Origin of the sequence: Streptomyces sp. NPDC046909, assembly GCF_040644695.1 — a bacterium.
Classification (GTDB): Bacteria; Actinomycetota; Actinomycetes; order Streptomycetales; family Streptomycetaceae; genus Streptomyces.
Window position 1 is genome coordinate 454,836 of sequence record NZ_JBEYXC010000008.1, and the last position, 20,917, is coordinate 475,752.

General features: G+C 70.6%; 19 protein-coding genes and 1 tRNA gene. 2 read left to right on the forward strand and 18 right to left on the reverse strand.

What is annotated here, in order from left to right:
• Positions 1-56 precede the first annotated feature (56 nt).
• The 5 genes from ABZ928_RS28110 to ABZ928_RS28130 all read right to left on the reverse strand — a co-directional run bounded on the left by ABZ928_RS28110 (position 57) and on the right by ABZ928_RS28130 (position 5,233).
• Complete coding sequence (locus ABZ928_RS28110) at positions 57-698, reverse strand: helix-turn-helix domain-containing protein (protein ID WP_361524587.1); 642 nt, start codon at positions 696-698, stop codon at positions 57-59.
• Between the two features lie 396 nt (positions 699-1,094).
• A complete protein-coding gene (locus ABZ928_RS28115; RefSeq protein ID WP_361524590.1) occupies positions 1,095-2,891 on the reverse strand; it encodes a DEAD/DEAH box helicase in 1,797 nt (598 codons plus the stop codon).
• 140 nt (positions 2,892-3,031) lie between these two features.
• Complete coding sequence (locus tag ABZ928_RS28120; protein ID WP_361524593.1) at positions 3,032-3,418, reverse strand: type II toxin-antitoxin system death-on-curing family toxin; 387 nt, start codon at positions 3,416-3,418, stop codon at positions 3,032-3,034.
• Positions 3,419-3,616, reverse strand: a complete 198-nt coding sequence (locus ABZ928_RS28125; protein WP_013003224.1) for an Arc family DNA-binding protein — start codon at positions 3,614-3,616, stop codon at positions 3,419-3,421.
• Positions 3,617-3,664: 48 nt separating this feature from the next.
• Positions 3,665-5,233 carry an MFS transporter gene (locus ABZ928_RS28130; RefSeq protein ID WP_361524596.1) on the reverse strand — a complete coding sequence of 523 codons (1,569 nt, stop codon included), beginning with the start codon at positions 5,231-5,233 and terminating at the stop codon, positions 3,665-3,667.
• 218 nt (positions 5,234-5,451) lie between these two features.
• Here ABZ928_RS28130 and ABZ928_RS28135 point away from each other — a divergent pair.
• Positions 5,452-5,523 (forward strand) — tRNA-Cys (locus tag ABZ928_RS28135).
• 78 nt (positions 5,524-5,601) lie between these two features.
• Here the strand turns inward: ABZ928_RS28135 and ABZ928_RS28140 are convergent.
• From ABZ928_RS28140 to ABZ928_RS28195, 12 genes are all read right to left on the reverse strand, one after another.
• Positions 5,602-6,771 carry an SUKH-4 family immunity protein gene (locus ABZ928_RS28140; protein WP_361524598.1) on the reverse strand — a complete coding sequence of 390 codons (1,170 nt, stop codon included), beginning with the start codon at positions 6,769-6,771 and terminating at the stop codon, positions 5,602-5,604.
• A gap of 180 nt (positions 6,772-6,951) precedes the next feature.
• Positions 6,952-7,500: an AAA family ATPase gene (locus ABZ928_RS28145; protein WP_361524601.1), complete on the reverse strand. Its 549-nt coding sequence runs from the start codon at positions 7,498-7,500 to the stop codon at positions 6,952-6,954.
• 50 nt (positions 7,501-7,550) lie between these two features.
• A complete protein-coding gene (locus ABZ928_RS28150; protein WP_361524604.1) occupies positions 7,551-7,673 on the reverse strand; it encodes a hypothetical protein in 123 nt (40 codons plus the stop codon).
• Positions 7,670-9,979, reverse strand: a complete 2,310-nt coding sequence (locus ABZ928_RS28155) for a xanthine dehydrogenase family protein molybdopterin-binding subunit (RefSeq protein ID WP_361524606.1) — start codon at positions 9,977-9,979, stop codon at positions 7,670-7,672. The genes ABZ928_RS28150 and ABZ928_RS28155 overlap by 4 nt, the downstream gene beginning before the upstream one ends.
• Positions 9,976-11,754, reverse strand: coding sequence for a 2Fe-2S iron-sulfur cluster-binding protein (locus tag ABZ928_RS28160; RefSeq protein WP_361524608.1), 1,779 nt, complete (start codon positions 11,752-11,754; stop codon positions 9,976-9,978). Before ABZ928_RS28160 ends, ABZ928_RS28155 begins: the two co-directional genes overlap by 4 nt.
• Positions 11,751-12,644, reverse strand: a complete 894-nt coding sequence (locus ABZ928_RS28165; RefSeq protein WP_361524611.1) for an FAD binding domain-containing protein — start codon at positions 12,642-12,644, stop codon at positions 11,751-11,753. The genes ABZ928_RS28160 and ABZ928_RS28165 overlap by 4 nt, the downstream gene beginning before the upstream one ends.
• A 255-nt stretch (positions 12,645-12,899) precedes the next feature.
• Positions 12,900-14,531: a beta-N-acetylhexosaminidase gene (locus ABZ928_RS28170; RefSeq protein WP_361524614.1), complete on the reverse strand. Its 1,632-nt coding sequence runs from the start codon at positions 14,529-14,531 to the stop codon at positions 12,900-12,902.
• Between the two features lies 1 nt (position 14,532).
• A complete protein-coding gene (locus ABZ928_RS28175) occupies positions 14,533-15,390 on the reverse strand; it encodes a carbohydrate ABC transporter permease (RefSeq protein ID WP_361524617.1) in 858 nt (285 codons plus the stop codon).
• A complete protein-coding gene (locus tag ABZ928_RS28180) occupies positions 15,387-16,274 on the reverse strand; it encodes a sugar ABC transporter permease (protein ID WP_361524620.1) in 888 nt (295 codons plus the stop codon). Before ABZ928_RS28180 ends, ABZ928_RS28175 begins: the two co-directional genes overlap by 4 nt.
• A 4-nt stretch (positions 16,275-16,278) precedes the next feature.
• On the reverse strand, positions 16,279-17,571 hold the full coding sequence (locus ABZ928_RS28185; protein WP_361524623.1) for an extracellular solute-binding protein: 1,293 nt from the start codon (positions 17,569-17,571) through the stop codon (positions 16,279-16,281).
• Between the two features lie 214 nt (positions 17,572-17,785).
• Positions 17,786-18,073 carry a DUF3039 domain-containing protein gene (locus tag ABZ928_RS28190; protein WP_079309856.1) on the reverse strand — a complete coding sequence of 96 codons (288 nt, stop codon included), beginning with the start codon at positions 18,071-18,073 and terminating at the stop codon, positions 17,786-17,788.
• Positions 18,074-18,102: 29 nt separating this feature from the next.
• The gene (locus ABZ928_RS28195) at positions 18,103-18,675 is read right to left on the reverse strand and encodes a YqgE/AlgH family protein (protein ID WP_361524626.1); all 573 of its coding nucleotides are present in this window, start codon (positions 18,673-18,675) and stop codon (positions 18,103-18,105) included.
• A 254-nt stretch (positions 18,676-18,929) separates the two neighbouring features.
• Here ABZ928_RS28195 and murA point away from each other — a divergent pair, with 254 nt between their 5' ends.
• Positions 18,930-20,270: a UDP-N-acetylglucosamine 1-carboxyvinyltransferase gene (gene murA, locus ABZ928_RS28200; protein WP_361524628.1), complete on the forward strand. Its 1,341-nt coding sequence runs from the start codon at positions 18,930-18,932 to the stop codon at positions 20,268-20,270.
• A gap of 103 nt (positions 20,271-20,373) precedes the next feature.
• On the opposite strand, the gene ABZ928_RS28205 is transcribed toward murA, so the two are convergent.
• Positions 20,374-20,655: an HU family DNA-binding protein gene (locus tag ABZ928_RS28205; RefSeq protein WP_007382399.1), complete on the reverse strand. Its 282-nt coding sequence runs from the start codon at positions 20,653-20,655 to the stop codon at positions 20,374-20,376.
• Positions 20,656-20,917: the final 262 nt, after the last annotated feature.

Consider the following 20,917-nt stretch of genomic DNA (forward strand, 5'->3'; position numbering starts at 1 on the left):
GCCAGCGCGGGCGAGCGCACCCACCCCGACCTCAGCCCCCCACCCGGCCCCACAGCTCAACGCAGCGCTTCAGCAACCTCCCGCGCCGCATCCACAACCCGCGGCCCAACCCTCTCAGGCACCGCATCGGCAAGCATCACGACCCCGACACTCCCCTCGACACCCGTGACCCCGATCAGCGGCGCGGCAGCCCCACTGGCCCCCGCCTCCAACTCCCCGTGCGTCAACGTGTACCCAGGATCCCGAAGCGGCTGAATCCGAGCGGAGAGAATCGCCTTCCCCGCCGCTCCCCGCTCCAGCGGATGCCGGAACCCGGCCCGATAAGCCACGTGATAGTCCGTCCACGTGGGCTCCACCACAGCGACGGCCAACGCCTCCGCCCCATCCACCAGCGTGAGATGAGCCGTCGCCCCTATGTCCTCCGCCAGCGAACGCAACGCCGGCAACGCCGCCTCACGCACCAACGGATGCACCTGGCGGCCAAGCCGCAGCACCCCCAGCCCGACCCGGGCACGTCCGCCCAGATCACGCCGTACGAGTGCGTGTTGTTCCAGCGTGGCGAGCAACCGGTACACCACGGTCCGGTTCACGCCCAGTTTGTTGGATAGCTCGGTGACGGTCAGCCCGTGGTCCGTATCGGCCAGCAGCTTGAGGACACGCAGTCCTCGGTCGAGCGTCTGAGAGGTCTCCGCGGTCACGACGCCCACTCCTCCAAGTGGTGAGGTCGGCGGCCCTGCCGCGGGATTGCGTCATCGAGTCCCGTCGGTGACGCGCGTCAGAGGCCGCCGATCGGCCGGCGGCCCGGCGTGATTCGCCGGACCGCGTCGCTTCACGGCTGCGCTCCGCGGCGGCGCTGCCACGGGGCGTGTGCGTAGCGGGACTTTAGCGATGCCGGTTCGCTGAGCGGAAGGCTCCGTCCAGAATCCGGGCAGTGGCCGGTACGGACCACTCGGCTTTGTCCTGATATATACGGCGCTCGGCACGCACCACACGCCCCGCGGTACCCGAAGTCACTTCACGGGAGTCACCTCACCGGAGTCACCTCACCGGGGTCACTTCTCCGGGGTCACTTCTCCGGGGTCACTTCACCGGAGTCACTTCATCCGGGTGGCCCACTCCTGCACCTTGGCGATCCGCTGCCGCAACTGCCCCGCCGTGGCCTCCGCGCTCGGCGGCCCCCCGCACACCCGCCGCAGCTCGGTGTGGATGACGCCGTGCGGCTTGCCGCTCTGATGGACGTACGCGCTGACCATGGTGTTGAGCTGCTTCCGCAGCTCCATCATCTCCTTGTGCGAGACGACGGGCCGCCGCTCGGCGGGCAGCTCAAGGAGGTCCGCCTCGGAGTCCGGCTTCTTGCGGCTGTGCGCGATCTGCCGGGCCTGCCGCTTCTGGAGGAGAAGCTGCACCTGATCCGGCTCCAGCAGCCCCGGGATCCCGAGGTAGTCCTGCTCCTCCTCGCTCCCCGGGTGGGCCTGCATCCCGAACTCGGCGCCGTCGTACAGCACCCGGTCGAAGACGGCCTCGGACTCCAGCGCCTCGAAGGCGAACTGCTCCTGCTCGCCGGTGTCTTCGTCCTGCTCCTTGTTCGCCTCCTCCATCTCCTTCTCGGACTCGGCGTACGGGTCCTCCTCGCCCTCCTTCTTGGGCTTGTCGAGGGCGTGGTCCCGTTCCACCTCCATCTCGTTGGCGAAGGTGAGGAGGTCGGGGACCGTCGGCAGGAACACGGACGCGGTCTCACCGCGCCGCCGGGACCGTACGAAACGCCCGACGGCCTGGGCGAAGAAGAGGGGGGTCGAGATGGTGGTGGCGTACACCCCGACCGCCAGCCGCGGCACGTCGACGCCCTCCGACACCATCCGCACCGCGACCATCCACCGGTCGTTGCTCGCGCTGAAGTCGTCGATCCGCTTCGAGGCGCCCGCGTCATCGGAGAGGACGAGGGTCGCCTTGGTCCCGGTGATCTCCCGGATCAGCTTGGCGTAGGCGCGCGCGGAGTCCTGGTCGGAGGCGATGACGAGCGCCCCGGCATCCGGGATGGCCTTCCGCACCTCGGTGAGCCGTTGATCGGCGGCGCGCAGCACGCTGGGCATCCACTCACCGCGCGGATCGAGCGCGGTCCGCCACGCCTGGCTGATGGCGTCCTTGGTCATGGGCTCACCGAGCCGGGCGGCGATCTCGTCCCCGGCCTTGGTGCGCCAGCGCATGTTGCCGCTGTAGGAGAGGAAGATGACCGGCCGGACGACGTGGTCGGCGAGCGCGTTGCCGTACCCGTAGGTGTAGTCGGCGGCCGACCTCCGAATCCCCGCGTTGTCCTCTTCGTACGTCACGAAGGGGATGGGGTTGGTGTCGGACCGGAAGGGCGTACCGGTGAGCGCGAGCCGGCGGGTGGCGGGCTCGAACGCTTCAAGACATGCCTCGCCCCACGACTTCGAGTCACCGGCGTGGTGGATCTCGTCGAGGATGACGAGGGTCTTGCGCTGCTCGACCCGGTTGCGGTGCAGCATGGGCCGCACGCCCACACCCGCATACGTCACGGCGACCCCGTGATAGTCCTTCCCGAGCGGTCCCGCGCTGTACTCCGGGTCCAGCTTGATCCCTATCCGCGCGGCCGCTTCCGCCCACTGCTTCTTCAGATGCTCGGTCGGCGCGACCACGGTCACCTGCTGCACGACATGGTGATGCAGCAGCCAGGACGCGAGGGTGAGGGCGAAGGTCGTCTTGCCTGCGCCCGGGGTCGCGACCGCGAGGAAGTCACGCGGCTGCTCCTGGACGTACTTCTCCATCGCCCCCTGCTGCCAGGCACGCAGCTTGCTGGCGGTGCCCCAGGGGGCGCGGCCGGGGAAGGCGGGAGAGAGGTGGTGGGAGGTGGTGGAGGCGGCGGTGGTAGTCACGGTCTCCGTAGGTGGGGTAGGGCGGCTCGGCGGAACGGACGGGTCTGGCTCGGCTGGGTATGACAACCGGGCCACCCTACCGGCGGGGCGGGCGCGTCAACGCGCGGACGAGGCCGGGTCACCCGTGGGTGGGACCGAGGTCACATGGCCTCGTGCAGGGCCCTCAACCGCCGGGCGATCAGACTCACGTCCTCGAGGCCGCCGGACGCCACCTCGATGACGAGCTTGTACGCCTCGTCCTGATCGACGTCGAGCATCTCGGTGCCGTTGAAGTCGAGGAAGACGACGGTGCACATCCACCCCATGCGCTTGTTGCCGTCCACCAGGGGATGGTTCACAGTCAGCGACTGCAGCAACGCCGCCGCCTTCTCGAAGAGGTCCGTGTACGCCTCGACACCGAACATCTGCGACTGGGGACGGTGGACGGCCGAGCTGAGCAGGCCCAGGTCGCGCACGGCGACCTGCGTCTGCTCCCCACACGCCAGCTCCGCCAGGTCCAGGACCTCCTGGACCGTGAGGTACTTCATCTACTCCCCCAGCCTGCGCAGCAGGTCGGCATGGCCCGCCGCGTACTTCGCCCCCAGGCGCCGGACCGTGGCCCGGTCGGCCTCCTGCTCCAGGTACCGGTCGATCGCCTGAAGCACTATGGCGTGCATGCTGCGCCCCTCCTCCTCGGCCCGCAGCTTGAGCGCCTCCTGCTGGTCGTCACGCAGACGAAGATTCATAGCCATACCACGACGGTACCACCGATGGGGCCACCGTGGTACCGACCGTCAGGCGGCCGCCCGCAACCGCGTAGTCACCCAAGCCCCTATCAACGCCACCCCCGCCATCGGCAGAAACACCACGACAAAGGCCGCCGGATGCGACCCGCCCTCGGACACCCCCGTCGCCGCATGACTCACCGCACCCCCGCCCAGGCCCGCGAACGCCGCACCCCCCGCCGCCAGCAGCACGACGTTGGCGAGGGCGTCGGAAATCTGGAGGGAGGCGGAGTTGGTACCGGCCTCCTCCGGCGCGGAGAGCTGGAGCAGCAGGACGCTGGTGGAGGAGATCACCAGCCCCATGCCGAAGCACCCGAACCCCCAGGCGACCGCGACCGTCCACGCCGGCACCGAGTCGATCAGCACACTCGGCACGGCGGCGATGGACGCGGCGACGAGCACCATGCCCGAGGTCATCAGCCGTTCCCGGTACGGCTCCACCCGCGTCCGCGACTGCACCCACGACCCCAGCGCCCACGTGAGCCCACCCGCCGCGAGCGAGAACCCCGCGAGCGTCGGCGACAGCCCCCGCTGGGTGACGAGCATCAGCGGAACGAACGACTCGGCGGCGATGAACGCCCCCGCGGCCACCCCACGCAGCAGCACGACGGACGGCAGCCCACGCGCCGCCCGATACGTCCCGCGCGGCAACAGCCCCAGCACGGCAGGCACGAGAAGCGCGGCACCCACGACCCCGGGGACGAGGGAGAACCACCGCAGATCCTGAGCGGCGTACTGAAGAAGCCCGGCACCGAGGGAGATCCCGAGCGCGAGCCGAATCCGCCGCCGGTCGAAGGCCCCGGAAGCCCCACCACCACCCGACTCGCCGGACTCCCCGAACTCACCCGCCCCACCCGACTCGACCGCCGGGACCGCCGGGACCGCCCGGACCGTCTGGGCCACCTCGCCCGCCTGGGCCGCATCGCCCGCCTCGACCGGCCCCGCCGCCCGCCGCCGTATCTGCGGCAGCGCGAGCGCGAGCGGAAAGACGACCAGCACCGGGATCCCCACGAACACCCACCGCCAGCCGAGATGCTCGGTCACCGCCCCCGCCGCCAACGGCCCCACGATGGACGGCACCACCCACCCCGCCGCGAAGGCCGCCATGATCGCCGGCCGCAACCGCTCGGGATAGGCCCGCCCGACGACGACGTAGAGCGCGACGATCACCAGCCCGCCCCCGAACCCCTGCACGGCCCGCCCGAGAATGAACAGCCACATCCCCCCGGCGGTCCCGGAGAGCATGAGCCCGGCGGCGAACGAGGCGATACCGGTGGTCAACGCGCCGAGCGGCCCCCGCCGGTCCGACCACTGCCCGGACAGCACCATCCCGAACAACGACGTCGTGAAATACCCCGAGAACGCGAACGCGTACAAAGACACCCCGTCCAGTTCCCGCGCCGCGACCGGCATCGCCGTCCCCACCGCCGTCGCCTCGAACGCGATCAGCAGCACAACGGACACGATCCCCACACTGAGCGCCCGGTACGACCGGCTCAGCACCCCCTCCTCCACGACGGTGACCAGGTCGGACGCGGTGTCCGCGACATCGGCGTCGCGTGGTTCGAGGGCTGTCATGGTCGCCAGCGTAAGGGCCTCGGCCGCCTTTGACTCCTGTCGGGAGACGGTCATGAGCCCGGACCTTGGTCGTACGCCCGAAGTCGGACACCCCCCATTCATGAACGGCGTATGGCAGTCCCATTGCGGCCCCCGCGATCCCCTTGAGCCCCGCCCTCACCCCGCCATACGGTCGGTTCACCGGGTTCGGAACGGAGCTCACCCTCCACCCCCGACACGGCCGTGTGCCCGAGTGGCTTAGGGACTCGCCTGCAAAGCGAGGTACGTGGGTTCAATTCCCGCCACGGCCTCTGGTTGCCTGACCAGGTAGGACGGGAAGGGCGGTATCCCTGTGAGGGGTGCCGCCCTCAGTTCTTCAGCCGCGGTTCTCACGCCGCGTCCAGCGCCCCGTTCGCCTCGTCCTGGAACACCTCGGTCCAGTAGTGCCAGTAGGCGTCCGACGTGGTGCCGGTCGGGTCCACGGTTGACAGGACCTGGGTCATGGTGGCTGCCAGCTGGGCGTACGGGCCCTGGGAGAGGCCGAAGTCCAGGGCCTTGTCGAGGGATCGTTCGTGGTGGAGGAGCCAGAGGGTGTAGGCCAGGGTGGAGACGTCCGTGTTGAGCGGGTACAGCCTTGCCTCGGGTTCGCTCCAGTGGAGGACCGCGCCTGTGCGGCCGTCGAGGACCAGGCTGTTGTCCTCCAGCAGGTGGCCGAGGCGTATCAAGTAGGCGGCGTCGGCGGGGAGTTCCGCGTTCGGGTTGTCGGCGTGGTGCTCCGCCAGCGTCGGCAGGGGGACGTCCGTGTCCAGCTGGAACAGCAGGGCGTTCTCCGGCAGGCCCGTGTCGCGGAGGAAGCGGCGGGTCGGTTCGTGGGTGAGGGTGGCGGGGAAGTCGACGTCCTCGAAGCGCCAGATCTCGCCCTGGCCGAACTCCTGGTCCAGGAGACGGGCGGGGAGGTCCAGGGCCAGGCCGGACGTCGTGCCCGGGCCCGCCGTCAGGGACAGGGGGCGGATCAGGGCGGCCATCCGCCAGAAGGGCGGCACCTCGCCGTCCGTGCCCTCCTCGAAGACCGCGAGGAGCTGGCGGGTCGCCTCCGCCGCCACCTGCGGTCCGAAACGGCCGGCGTAGGAGGCGAACTGGCCGCGCAGTTCCGCCAGTTCCTCCGTCGCCGTCGCGAAGCAGACCAGCTTCTCCAGTGAGGGCGCGAGCGGGCGGCGCTCCATGAGTTCCGGCCTGTCGTACCAGAAGTCGGTCGTCGAGACCTCGCCCGTCGCCCCGTCGAGCAGGACCGGCTCCGTCTCCTGGCCCTCGATGTCGAGCAGTCCGCCTATGACGAGCTGGTCCCGCAGATCCAGGGAGAGCCGGCCCTCGGGGTCACCGGTCGCGTCCTCCACCGTCCGCAGGCCCTCGCGGCCGAGCTCCTCGAAGCTCAACAGGCCGATGCCGGACGGCAGTCCGGGCCCCGTCAGCCACCGGCGCGTCGAGGCGTGCGTGACGAGGCGTTCCAGGTCGTCGTCGGTCAGGGTGATCACCGCGGTTGCGGTGGCGCTCGTGCTCATCGTTCCCCCGTGCGTGCAAAGTCGCTGTCCTGCGCATCTCTGTCCTGCGCATCGCTGTCCTGCGAAATCACGTTCCCGAGCAGGGCAGGACAGGGCGAGTGGTGGTGAAGTCTCGCCGTCGTTCCCCACTGCTCAGAACACTACGCGGCACCACTGACAACGCCCCTGGATCAGAAGACGTCAGCCGACCCTCGCACGTTCCCTCCCCGCCAGAATCGCCTCCACCGTCTCCCCCACCGACAGCTCCGACGTGTCCAGCCACAGCCCGATCCGCGGGGTCTCCGACCGCAGTACGCCGTCCAGCCCCGCGACCGTCCACGCCGTCCCGTAACCCGTCTTGCCCCGCCCCGCCTCCCGCCCCGCCACGGTCTCGGGGCCCGGCGCCAGGACGACCACGTACAGGGGGCGGGTGCGGATCAGGCGTACGTACGCGGCCAGTTCCGTCCCCAGCACGACGTCCTGCACCACCGCCGTGAACCCGGCCTCGGCGTACGCGTCCGCCGTCGCCGCCGACAGCCGGTACCGCAGACGGAGTTGGGCTTCGCCCTCACCGCCCGCGCCGCCCTCACCGCCCGCGCCACCGTCGTACTCCGTCCGCCCGGAGACGATCATCCGGCGGAAGACGTCCCCTCGGACATGCGCGGCACGCGGCAGCCGTTCGGCGAGGGCCTGCGCGACCGTGGACTTACCGGACGCCATCACGCCGGTCACGAGGACCACCCCGCGCATCACGCCTCGCGCGTCACGTCAGAAACACCCGGCCCCACATGACTCGCGCGTCACGTCAAGTACACGCCGCCCAGCACAACCGCCAGCGCCGCCAGCGCGAACACCGCGATCCACAGCAGCAACTTCCCGACGCCCGGCGCCGGTTCGTACCGCTGCGGATCCTGCTCGCTCACTGTGCGGTCACCACCGCGGCCTGCGGACGGATCGGGAGGCGGTTCACCGGGCGGCCCGTCGCGGCCCGTACGGCGGAGGCGACGGCCGCCGGGGACGTCACCACCGGCACCGCGCTGACCGCCTTCGCGCCGAAGGGTGCGACGACGTCCCGCTCCTCGACGAGTTTCACGATGCGGATGTCGGGGGCGTCCAGGGCCGTCGGGAGCGAGTAGCCCGTCAGGTCGGGGTGCCGGATCAGCCCGCGCGCGGTGCGCAGGTTCTCCGTGAGCGCGATGCCCACGCCCTGGGTGACACCGGCCTCGATGCGCGCGGCGAGCTGGGCCGGGTTGAGGATCCGTCCCACGTCCTGGGCGACGGCGAGTTCGACGACCCGGACCGAGCCGAGCTCGATGTCGACGTCGACCACCGCGCGGATCGCGCAGAAGGCCATGCCGACGAATGCGTCGCCCTGGCCGGACTCGTCGAGGGGCTCGGTGGGGTGCGGGCGGCACTGTGCCGTCGCCCACAGTTCCTTGCCGTCCATCGCCTCGGTGACGGTGGTCGACAGGACTCCGTCGTACGAGGTGATCTTGCCGTCGGTGATCTGGAGCAGCTCGGTCGACATCCCGAACTTGTGTGCGAGGGGCTGGAGGAGCTGGGTGCGGACCATCTTCGCCGCCCGCTCCACCGCGCCGCCCGACACCCACGTGTGGCGGCCTCGGCAACCCGGGCCCGCCGGAGGCTGGTCGGTGTCCACGGGCGCGACGTGGACCTCGTCGATGCCGAGGGTCTCCTGGACGATCTGGCGGGCCAGTGTGGTGAAGCCCTGGCCGGTCTCGACCGCCGCGCACAGGACCGTCGCCACGCCGTCGTGGACCTTCACGGTGGCCGTGGAGACCTCGTCGGCGCCCTCCGCGCCGAGCATGTGGACCATGCCGAGGCCGTAGCCGACGCCCCGGCGGATCGCGCCGGGCTCGCCCGCGCCCTCGGGGCCGCCGGGCAGCAGCCACTCGTCCTCGGGGGTGTCCTTGGGGAGCGCGGGGAGCGGGAAGTCGCGTACGGCCTGGAGCAGCTCGGCCACGGGCGCGGGGCAGGTCACCGTCTGGCCGGTCGGGAGGACGTCCCCGGTGGCGAGTGCGTTGCGCAGGCGCAGTTCGGCCGGGTCGACGCCGAGCTTCTTCGCCAGCTTGTCCATCTGCGCCTCGTAGGCGGCGCAGACCTGCATGGCCCCCTCGCCGCGTACATGGCCGGAGGGCGGGTTGTTGGTGCGTACGGCCCAGCCCTCGATGAAGGCGTTGGGGACGACGTAGGGGCCGCAGGCGAAGCCCACGGCGGCGGCGAGGGCCTCGGCGGAGGTGTCGGCGTAGGCGCCCGCGTCGAGGAGGATCTGGGCCTCGACCTTCACCAGCTTGCCGTCGGCGTCGGCGTGGTGGCGGTAGCGCAGGAGCGTGGGGTGGCGGTGCGCGTGGCCGAGGAAGGACTCCTCGCGCGTAGCGGTGAGTTTGACCGGGCAGCCCGTCTTCAGCGCCAGGAGGCCGAGCGGGAGCTGGATGCCCTGGTCCTCGCGGTCGGCGGTGGCGCCGGGGACGCCGGTGACGACGATCTTGACGCGTTCGGGTTCCAGGCCGTAGCAGGCGGCGGCGGTGTCCCGGTCGGTGTGCGGGTCGGTGGAGGCCAGGTACAGCTCGACACCGCCGTCGGGGCGGGGCACGGCGAGGCCGGCCTCGGCGCCGATGGGGGCGGGGTCCTGGCGGCCGATGCGGTACTGGCCCTCGACGACGATCTCGCCGGTCGCGGAGGGGTCGCCGTGGTGCAGCGGGATGTGCCGGATCAGGTTGCCGTCGGCGTGCAGCGGCTCGGCCTCGAAGGCCTGCTCGGGGTCGGTGACCGGGTCGAGCACCTCGTACTCGACGATGACGGCAGCCGCGGCCATCCGCGCGGTGTCGGGGTGGTCGGCGGCGACGGCGGCGATGGGCTCGCCGTGGTGGCGGACCACCTCGGAGGCGAAGACCGGGCGGTCGGCCTTGCCGCGGCCGTACACCGGGCTGCCGGGGACGTCCTCGTGGGTGACGACGGCGCGTACGCCGGGCATCTCGCGCGCGTGGGAGGTGTCGATGGACACGATGCGCGCGTGCGCGTGCGGCGAGCGCAGGACAGCCGCCCAGAGCAGGCCCTCGGCCCACAGGTCGGCCGCGTACGGGAAGGTGCCCTCGGTCTTGGCGCGGGCGTCGGCGGGTTGCAGGGAGACGCCGAGGCCGTGCGGGATCGGCTCGGGGGCGGGTGCTGCCTCCGCGGGGGTGGTCGCGGTGGCGGCTTCGTTGCTCACGCCTGGCCTCCGTCCGTTCCGTACGCCTGGTCATGCGGCGGCTCGAAGGCCGACGGGTTGACGCCGCCGGCTCCGGGGCCCGCCTGGTGAGGGATACGTGCCTCGTCGGCGTCCGACTCGGAATCCGCCGCGGCGTGTGCCTCGCGCTGCGCGACGACTTCCTTGACGGCGTCCACGACGCCCCGGTAGCCGGAGCAGCGGCACAGGTTTCCGCACAGGGCCTGGCGGGTCTCCAGCTCGGTCGGGGCCGGGTTGCCCTCCAGGAGGTCGTGCACGGTCATCGCCATGCCGGGCACGCAGAAACCGCACTGCACGGCGCCGCACTTGGCGAGCGCGCGCTGCACGTCGGAGGGCTGTCCGTCCTCGGCGAGGCCCTCGACGGTGCGCACCTCGCTGCCGGCGGCGGTGACGGCGGGGACCAGGCAGGAGGCGACGAGCCGTCCGTCGACCTGGACGTTGCAGGCCCCGCACTCGCCCTGCGAGCAGCCGTCCTTGGCGCCCGCGAGGCCGAGGCGCTCGCGCAGGACGTAGAGCAGCGACTCGCCGATCCAGGCGTCGGCGACGGGGCGTTCGACGCCGTTGACGCGCAGGACGTAGGAGGCGAGGGGGTGTTCCTCGTCGGTGGGTACGGGGGCGGGCTCGTCGGCGGCCTCGGGGTCGTCGGCGTGCTCCTCGGCGGCTTCCGGTCCCGCTTCGACGTCGCGGTCGGCCGGGGCGTGCTCGGCGTGCGGCTCGGTGTCCGGTCCCGCGTGCGGCTCGGTGGCCGTCTCAGCGGCCTCCACGGCCTCCGGGGCGCCCTCGGGCGTATCGGTGGCCGCCGACGCCTCACCGGGGCCGTGCGTGGCCTGTGAGGCGGCTGGGGCGATGTCCGGGGAGGGGTCGGCGGGTGCGTGGCCGTGCGGCTGGGCCGGGTCGTAGGCGGTGCCCGTCTCCACGCGTGCGTGGGCGTCCGGGGCGGGGTCGTGGTGACCGTCGCCGGCCGGACCGCCGTGGCCGTCGCCCGAGGGCATGTGCGCGGCGTCGGCCGGACCGCGCCGGTCGTCCCGCGGCGGCACGTGCGCGTGGGTGTCGCCGGGTGACACGTGCGCGTGCCCCGCGCCCGTCACGCCACCGCGGTCGTCACGTGTCACAGCTCCGCGCTCGTCGCCGACCGGTCCGCCGTGCTCCTGTCCGGCGCCCGGCGTCTCGGTCGCCCAGGGCTGGCCCGCCTGCGTCTGGGTGGCCCAGGGCGCGGGCGCGCCGCCGGGCAGGGTGGCCGGCGGGGTACCGCCCCACTGCTCGACGAGGGACGACGTGGTGAACTCGCCCGATTCGTCCGGAAGATCGCCACCGGCGACGGGGATGGACCACTGCCCGGTCACATCGTGACCCGGCGCGGGCACGGCGTCCGTGCGCTCCGTGTGCTCGACGTGCTCCTCGAAGTTCCACTGCCCGGTCGCCGCCGGGTTGTACGTGAACCGGTCGTCCCCGGCCTGCGGTACGCCGCCCTGCGGCACAGCGTTCGGGTCGGGCCACTGGACGCCGTCGGCGGGCACCGCCCACGCGCCCGTACTGGCGGCGGAGGGGTCTGTCCCGGGCGCCACCGTTATCTGCGGCGGCACATAGCCGTGGCCGGGCGCGGCGAGCGGGCTGTCGGAGGCGAGCAGGGCCTCGATGCCGCCCTCGGGGAGCTTCACGAACGCGGTCGCGCCGTCGTCGTAGTCGCCCTGGGGCAGCGGGTCCCAGCGGCCGCCGCTCTGGGGCGGCGTGCCCTCTCCGTGCCGGTCGTCGGTCACGACAGCGCCCTCCCCAGTGCTCGTCGGGCCAGCGCGGCGACGGTGCGCCGCAGGTGCAGTACGGCGGGCGGAAGCGGTTGCACGGAGCCGTCCGGCTCCGGGGCCGGGTCGGGGATGCAGGCGGCGGCGACGTACTCGCCGAAGGCCTGCAACGCCTCCGGGACGATCGTGCGATTGTTGTCCCAGTCGATGAGCCGGCCGACCCACTGCTCGGCGTCCAGGGGCCTGAGCGGCATCGGCGCTATGGCTCCGACGGCGCACCGCACTCCGCGCCGGGCGGGGTCGAGGACGAGCGCGACGGAGGCCATCGCGCGGCCGGGTCCGGTGCGCCCTGTGGCCTTGAGGAAGACCTGCGGCGCGTGCAGCAGCGGCACGCGCACGAAGCCGATGAGTTCGCCGGCCCGCAGCATCTCCATGCCGGCCAGCAGATGCGACACCGGGATCTCGCGGCGGGCGCCGCCCTGGCCGACGATGATCAGCGTCGCTTCGAGCGCGGCGAGGACCGGCAGCGCGTCGCCGGTCGGGGACGCGGTGGCGATGTTGCCGCCCAGGGTGCCCGCGTTGCGGATCTGCGGGGGGCCCGCGGCGCGCGCGGCGGCGGCGAGCGCGGGGATGAGGGCGGCGAAGTCGGGGCGGCCCATGCGCGCGTGCGTCAGTCCGGCGCCGAGCAGGGCGTGCCCGTCCTGGTACTGCCAGCCGCGGATCTCGCTGATGCGGCCGAGGCCGACCAGGGCGGCGGGCCGGAGCTGGCCGGAGTTGACGGCGGCCATGAGGTCGGTGCCGCCCGCGACGGGCACGGCGGCGGGCATGGCTGCCAGCGCCGCCACGGCCTCGTCGAGCGTCGTGGGCAGCGTGACGGCCTGCGCCGCCTGCGGTGCGTGCGTGGTCAAACCGGCTGCCCCTTCCCGCTGCCCCACCTGGTCCCAGCTGGTCCCACCTGTTGCTGCCGTACGGTACGTGCTGACAGGGCGGACGTGGCAACTCTGGCACATCTTCGCAGGGGCCGAAGACAGGGGTCCGCTAGGAGGCATTCGCCCGTCTCATCAGGGAGATGGTCCGTTTTCGTACGGCATCACCGGTGCGTGCGGATTGACACTCTTCGGTGATGCTTACGATGGTTTTCCCCTACCTGTTCGGGGTGTCCGTTACCTGTTCGGGGGCGCCCCCTCGATGGGCCGGCCCAGCACCCCGGGGCGCTTCTGCCACGGCAACGGGCCCGTGGGCGGCCGGTAGGAGACGCCCAAGGCGTCAAGTCGCGCGTAGTGCTCGGTCATTCGCCGCTCGAAGTCCGCGAAGTCCCGCTCGGCCGGGGCGGGCAACCGGCTCCAGGCCACCTCGGCGAAGGCCGCGAGCCGGGGAAACGCCTGGTAGTCCACGCGCGCGTGGTCCTCCATCACCTCGGTCCACAAGTTGGCCTGCGTGCCCAGCACATGCGCCGCTTCCGCGGAGGTCAGCTCCGGTGGAACGGGTTCGAAGCGGTACACGTCCTCCAGGGTGCGGACGTACCCGATGGGGACGGGCTCGTCGGCGCCGCCGTCCTGCCGGTGGTCCAAGTACACCTGCTGCTCAGGGCACATGACGACGTCGTGCCCCGCTCGTGCGGCCGTGACGCCGCCCGCGTATCCGCGCCACGAGGACACGGCCGCGCCCGGCGCGAGACCGCCCTCCAGGATCTCGTCCCAGCCGATGAGTCTGCGCCCGCGCGCGGTGAGCCACTTGTCGAAGTGACCGATGAACCACGACTGAAGCCCGTCCTCGTCACCGACCCCGAGTTCCTTGATGCGGGCCTGTGCGGTGGGTGAGGCACGCCACTGGTCCTTCAGGCATTCGTCGCCGCCGACGTGAATGAACTCACCCGGGAACAGTTCCAGGAGTTCCTCGAAGACGCCCTCGTAGAAGCGAAGGGTGTTGTCAGTGGGGGCGAGTACGTTCGGAGAGATACCCCAGGTGTCCCAGACGGAGAGGGCGGTCGTGTCGATCACATCGGTGTTGCCGAGTTCCGGGTACGCGGCGATCGCGGCCTGCGAGTGTCCTGGTACGTCGATTTCGGGGACGACGGTGATATGCCGCTCGGCGGCGTAGGCCACGATCTCCCGGATGTCGTCCTGCGTGTAGTAGCCACCGTGCGGCTTCTCCTCCCACAACGGCGAGGCCCGGTGGCCGAATTTGGTACGCGCCCGCCATGAGCCGGCCTCGGTCAGCCGGGGGTGCCTCTTGATCTCGATCCGCCAGCCCTGGTCGTCCGTCAAGTGGAAGTGGAAGACGTTGAGTTTGTGGGCGGCCATCAGGTCGAGGTAGCGCAGGACGCCGTCCTTGGGCATGAAGTGCCGGGCCACGTCGAGCATGAGGCCGCGCCAGCGGAAGCGGGGGGCGTCGTCGATGGTCTGGTGCTGGACGCCGTATTCGAGGCCGGGGCCGATGGGAGCGCGTCGGAAGGCGTCGGGGCCGAGGAGTTGACGCAGCGACTGCGCGCCCCAGAACACTCCGGCCGGGCCGCCGCCCGTGATCTCGACACCCCACCCGAAGGTGACCTTGAGGCGGTAGCCCTCTGGGTCCAGGGAGTCGTCGAGCCGCAGCGTGACCGTGTTCTCGGCGCCCTCCCGGCCGGGCGGCAACGGCAGCCCGAGGGCCGCGCCCAGCGTGGTGCGCAGCCACCGCTGCGTGCCCTCGGTGCCCGGCGCGCCCCACAGGGCGGTGTCCGCCCCGAAGACGAAGCCGCACCGGGTGGGTCCCTCGACGGCGCGCGGCGCCGGGATCAGATCCGCAAGTGAAGTCACGTCAGTCCTTTACCGCTCCGCCCAGCCCGGAGACCAGCCGTCGCTGTACGAGTACGAAGAACACCAGCACCGGAATCGTCATCACCGTCGACGCCGCCATCACGCCACCCCAGTCCGGCTCGTCCGGCTTGTAGAACACCAGCAGGGCCATCGGCAGCGTCGACTGGGAGGTGTCGCTGATGATGAACGACTTGGCGAACAGGAAGTCGTTCCAGGCCGAGATGAAGGAAAACACGCTCGTGGCCACCAACCCCGGGAACACGAGCGGGAAAAGGATCTGCCACAGGAATCGCGCCCGGCTCGCCCCGTCGATGTACGCGGCCTCCTCCAGCGCCTCCGGCACCGCTTTCACGAACCCCCGCAGCATCCAGATGGCGAAGGGCAGTGAGAAGGCGATGTGCGGCAGGATCAGCGACCCCAGCGAGTTCAGCAGACCGAGGTCGCGCATCTGGAAGAACAGCGGGATCGTCAAAGCCTCCACCGGCACCATCTGTGCCACCAGGAACATGATCAGCAGTGTGGTCCGGAAGCGGAACCGGAATCGGGTCACGGCGGTCGCCGCGAGAAACGCGACGATCGCGGAGACGACGACCACAGCGCACGCCACGACAAGGCTGTTGACGAAATACCGACCAAAATCCTGCTGCCCGAACACGCGCCGGAAGGATTCGAGCGAGGGCGAAAGCGTCCACGGCCGGGGCTCGGTGGACTCGATCTCCCCGGCCGGTTTGAAGGCGCTCAGCACCATCCAGTAGAGGGGGAACGCGACGACCACCGCGATCAGCAGCGCGGACGCCTCGGCGGCCAACCGCCACGGACGCCTCACAAAAGGGCGCCCGTGAGCTCGTACAAGATTCACAGTTCCTCCCCCTGTCTGCGGAGCAGCCGCAGATAGAGCAGCGTCACGGCGAGCAGGATCAGCAGCATCACGATCCCGATCGCCGAGCCGAGCCCGTACTGCGAGGACGCGAACGCCTGCTGGTAGGCGTAGACGTTCAGGACGAGGTTCTGGCCCGCGATGCCGCCGCCGTTCGTCATGACGTAGATCTGGGTGAAGACCTTGAAGTCCCAGATCACCGACTGGATGGTGACGACCACCAGGATCGGCCGCAGCATCGGCGCCAGCACGGACCGCCAGATCCGCCACTGCGACGCCCCGTCGAGCGCGGCGGCCTCCAGGACCTCGGCCGGTACGGCCCGTATCCCCGCGTACACCGTCACCATCACGAACGGGAAGGAGCACCACACCACTTCGAGCAGGACGAGGAAGAAGGCGCTGAACCGTCCGTACGTCCAGGAGTGGTCGCCGAGGCCGAGGAGCCGGTTCACCGGCCCGAAGTCCGGGTCGAACAGGAACAGCCACACCGTCGACCCGGTGACGGCCGGGGTCGCCCACGCCCCGAGCGCCGCCAGCATCAGCGCCAGCCGCGGCACGGCACGCACGCGCGTGAGCAGTACGGCGAGGGCACACCCGACGGCGAGCGTCGACACGACACAGGCCGCCGCGAAGACGACGGTGGCGAGCAGCACCTGCCAGAACTCCGGGTCGCCGAAGAGCTCCGCGTAGTTGCCGAAGCCCTCGAAGGTGGTGGGTTCACCGCCGCTGACCTGGGCCTGGGTGTACTGGAAGAAGGAGATCAGGCCGAGCTGGTAGATCGGGTAGACGAGCAGCCCGCCGAGGACCACGAGAGCAGGGGCGAGATAGAGCCAGGGAGTCCAGGCGGGCTTGGTGCGAAGGTTCACCGGCTCAACCCGCGGAGCCGAACGCGTCGTTCATCTTCTTCGCCGCGTCCTTCGAAGCCGCCGCCACGTCCTTCTTGCCGCTGATGACCTCCTGGAACATCGTCGGCAGGACGAGCGAGGAGTCGATCTGGGACCACGCGGGCGACGCCGGAACGAACTTGGTACCCGCGCTCAGCGTCTCGACGAAGGGCTTCGTGTACGGCTTCTCCGCCGCCACCCGCTGCCGTACGTCAGTGAACGTCGGCAGGAAGCCCATCGCCGCGAACATCGAGGCCTGCGTCTTCTTCGACGTCAACTGCTCCATCAGCTCCACGGCCAGCGTGCGGTGCGACGTGCTCTTCAGTACGCCGATGTTGTTGCCGCCCGCGAAGGCGGGAGCGACGGACCCGGCGGCCACCCCGGGCAGCGGCACGACCGCGTACTCGCCCTTCACCTTGCCCGCCTCGACCGCCGCGTGGCTGAAGTCGCCCCCGATGGCCATGCCCGCCTTGCCGGCCGCGAACGCGGTCACCGTGTCGTTGCCGCCGAAGCCCGCGCACTTGGCGGCGGGACAGTTGTCGTCGGAGAACAGGGAGGTGTACGCCTTGATGCCCTTCCGGGCTGCAGGGCTGTCGATCGCGGAGGTGTACGTGCCGCCCTCGCCGGTGGCGAGTTCGCCGCCGTTGGCCCAGACGAAGGGCATCGCGCCGTACGTGTAGGCGCCGCCGACGACGAGACCGTACAACTCGGGCTTTGCGGCGCGGATCTTGCGGGCGGTGGAGGCCAGCTCGGACATCGACTTGGGGACTTCGAGGCCGAGTTCCTCGAAGACGTCGGTGCGGTAGTACAGCGCGCGGACGCCGACGTAGAAGGGCGCGCCGTAGACCTTGCCGTCGACCGTGACCGACTGTTTCGCCGTGGGGTCGGTGTCCTTCGCCTCGTTCCAGGCGCCGAACTCCTCGCTGACGTCGAGGAGTCCGCCGTCCTTCACATAGCCGGCGGTGTCGGTGTTGCCGTACTCGATGACGTCGGGCGCGGACTTGGGGTCGTTGAAGGCGGCCTTGACGCGCTGGGCGCGGGTCTCGACGGGGATGTACTCGACGTCGACCTTCGTGCCGTCGTGGGCCTTCTCGAAGGCGGCGACGACGGAGTCGACGACGTTCTCCTTGGGCTTGTTGCCGACCTCCTGGAAGAGCCAGACGCGGAGGGTGCCGGTCTTGTCGTCCTTGTCGGAGGAGGAGTTGGTGGAGGTCTGGGGGGCGCAGGCGGTGAGGGCCAGGGCGGTCAGGAGCACGGTCAGCCGGGGGGAGAGCTTCATGGAGTGGGGCCTCCGAAGTGCGTTGCAACATATGCAATGACGGTTTCGCTCTGCACAACGGAGGCTAGGGACTACATGAACATGCCCACAAGAGGTCTCAACCACTTCGTGACCGGCCGACGCACCCCGTGCAACGACAGACAGCGCAAAGGCCCCCAAGGCGCGCCGAAACGCGCCCAGGGGGCGTCGTGAGAACTTCAGTCAAGCAGCGGGCTTACTTGTCGCCGCCGCCCTTGCCGTCGCCGTCCCCGCCGGCGCCCATGGACTCGTAGATCTCCTTGCACATGGGACACACGGGGTACTTCTTCGGGTCGCGGCCCGGCACCCACACCTTGCCGCAGAGCGCCACGACGGGGGTCCCGTCGAGGGCGCTCGCCATGATCTTGTCCTTCTGGACGTAGTGGGCGAAGCGCTCGTGGTCGCCGTCGCCGTGGGACACCTGTGGCGTCGGCTCTACGAGGGTCCCCGTACCAGTCCCGCGCTCGGGCTCAAGAGTGCTCATATCGCCAAGGGTACTGAAGCTCACATGCATCAGTTCAGCGAAGGGTCGTCCGGATACGTGGCCACCATCGCGAGCTCGTTGCGCTGGCGGCGCAGGACCTCGCGCCAGAGTCTTTCCGGCGCCGGGGACGAGACGTCACCGGGCTCGGACTCGACCACGTACCAGGCGCCCTCGACCAGCTCGTCCTCCAGCTGACCGGGCCCCCAGCCCGCGTATCCCGCGAAGATTCGCAACGACCCCAGGGCCTTCGCGAGCAGCTCCGGCGGGGCCTCCAGGTCGACCAGACCGATCGCGCCGTGCACCCGGCGCCAGCCCAGCGGCGCGCTCTCGCCGGACGCGCCGCCCGGGATGACGGCGACGCCGAGCGCGGAGTCGAGGGAGACCGGGCCGCCCTGGAAGACGACTCCCGGTTCACCGGCGAGGTCCGCCCAGCCCTCCAGGATGTCGCCGACGTCCACCGGGGTGGGCCGGTTGAGGACGACACCGAGGGAGCCCTCCTCGTCGTGGTCGAGAAGGAGCACCACCGCACGGTCGAAGTTCGGGTCCGCCAGGGCGGGCGTTGCCACGAGCAACCGCCCTGTGAGCGAGGACACCTCGGTCATGCCAGACATGATCCCGCATCTTCCCCGCGCGGGGGGAGGCAATGCGCGTTCGGGAGTGAATGCAGCTCAGAGCGCAACCGCGCGCCCCTGCCCGCGCACCTGGCACCGTGACCCCATGTGCCCGTCCGCGGACGCCTCGTGTTGTGACACAGCTATGACGTAGCTGGGCGGTACTTGGGCTTACGGAAGGGGGGTGGACGGCGATTACCCTTTCCCTTCTGGCCCCCTGCCCCACCAATCGGAACGCGAGATACATGACCGTCAACGACGATGTCCTCCTTGTCCACGGCGGAACCCCGCTGGAGGGCGAGATCCGTGTCCGCGGTGCGAAGAACCTCGTACCGAAGGCCATGGTCGCCGCCCTGCTGGGCAGTGGGCCGAGTCGACTGCGCAACGTTCCGGACATCCGTGACGTGCGCGTCGTACGCGGTCTGCTGCAACTGCACGGGGTGACGGTCCGTCCGGGTGAGGAGCCCGGCGAGCTGGTGATGGACCCGACCCACGTCGAGAGCGCGAACGTCGCTGACATCGATGCCCACGCGGGTTCCTCGCGCATCCCGATCCTCCTGTGCGGCCCGCTGCTGCACCGGCTCGGGCACGCCTTCATCCCCGGTCTCGGCGGCTGTGACATCGGCGGCCGGCCGATCGACTTCCACTTCGAGGTGCTGCGCCAGTTCGGCGCGACCATCGAGAAGCGGGCGGACGGTCAGTTCCTGGAGGCGCCGCGGCGTCTTCGCGGTACGAAGATCCGGCTGCCGTACCCGTCGGTGGGCGCGACCGAGCAGGTGCTGCTGACGGCGGTCCTGGCGGAGGGCGTCACCGAGCTCTCGAACGCGGCGGTCGAGCCGGAGATCGAGGACCTCATCTGCGTCCTGCAGAAGATGGGCGCCATCATCGCGATGGACACCGACCGCACGATCCGCATCACCGGTGTGGACTCGCTCGGCGGCTACAACCACAAGGCCCTCCCGGACCGCCTGGAGGCCGCCTCCTGGGCTTCGGCCGCGCTGGCGACCGAGGGCAACATCTACGTCCGCGGCGCCCAGCAGCGCTCGATGATGACGTTCCTGAACACCTACCGGAAGGTGGGCGGGGCCTTCGAGATCGACGACGAGGGCATCCGCTTCTGGCACCCCGGCGGCCAGTTGAAGTCCATCGCGCTCGAAACCGACGTGCACCCGGGCTTCCAGACGGACTGGCAGCAGCCGCTGGTGGTGGCCCTCACCCAGGCCACGGGCCTGTCGATCATCCACGAGACGGTGTACGAGTCCCGGCTCGGCTTCACCTCCGCGCTCAACCAGATGGGTGCTCACATCCAGCTGTACCGCGAGTGCTTGGGCGGCTCCGACTGCCGCTTCGGCCAGCGCAACTTCCTCCACTCGGCCGTCGTCTCCGGCCCGACGAAGCTCCAGGGCGCCGACCTGGTCATCCCCGACCTCCGCGGCGGCTTCTCGTACCTCATCGCCGCCCTGGCCGCCCAGGGAACCTCCCGGGTCCACGGCATCGACCTCATCAACCGCGGCTACGAGAACTTCATGGAGAAGCTCGTGGAGCTGGGCGCGAAGGTGGAACTGCCGGGCAAGGCGCTCGGATAGACCCGTTTTTGAGTACGACGATGGGGCGGCCCCCCGGAAAGGGGGCCGCCCCATTGGCGTTACGTCGTCCCGAAGTACGTCGTCCCGAGACGCACCGTCGGACTTACTTGCCCTTGGCGGCTTCCTTGAGCTTGCTGCCCGCGGACACCTTGACGCTGTAGCCGGCGGGGATCTGGATCGGGTCGCCGGTCTGCGGGTTGCGCGCGGTGCGAGCGGCACGGTGGGTGCGCTCGAAGGTCAGGAAGCCGGGGATGGTGACCTTCTCGTCGCCCTTGGCGACGATCTCGCCGACGGTCTCGGCGAACGCGGCCAGCACGGCGTCGGCGTCCTTGCGGGTGACCTCGGCGCGGTCGGCCAGGGCGGCCACCAGCTCACTGCGGTTCATGTTGTTACTCCCGTGTTCTTCTTGCCGTTGGGGTGTGCCACGCGGCGGAGCCGCACGTGGCACAGCGAAGCCGATGCGCTCGCGCCCAGGGACGCATCCTGCCCCTACCTGCTGCGGGAAAGCCAATCCGGCACCCGCTGGAGTCGTGAGAACACCCTTGGGTGTCACACGAAGAGAGGCCACGAGCCTGGCCGACACGATAAACGTCGGCCAGGAGGCCCGGGTTCCACGACGCGCCGATGCAAGGCCTTGCCGTGGCGAT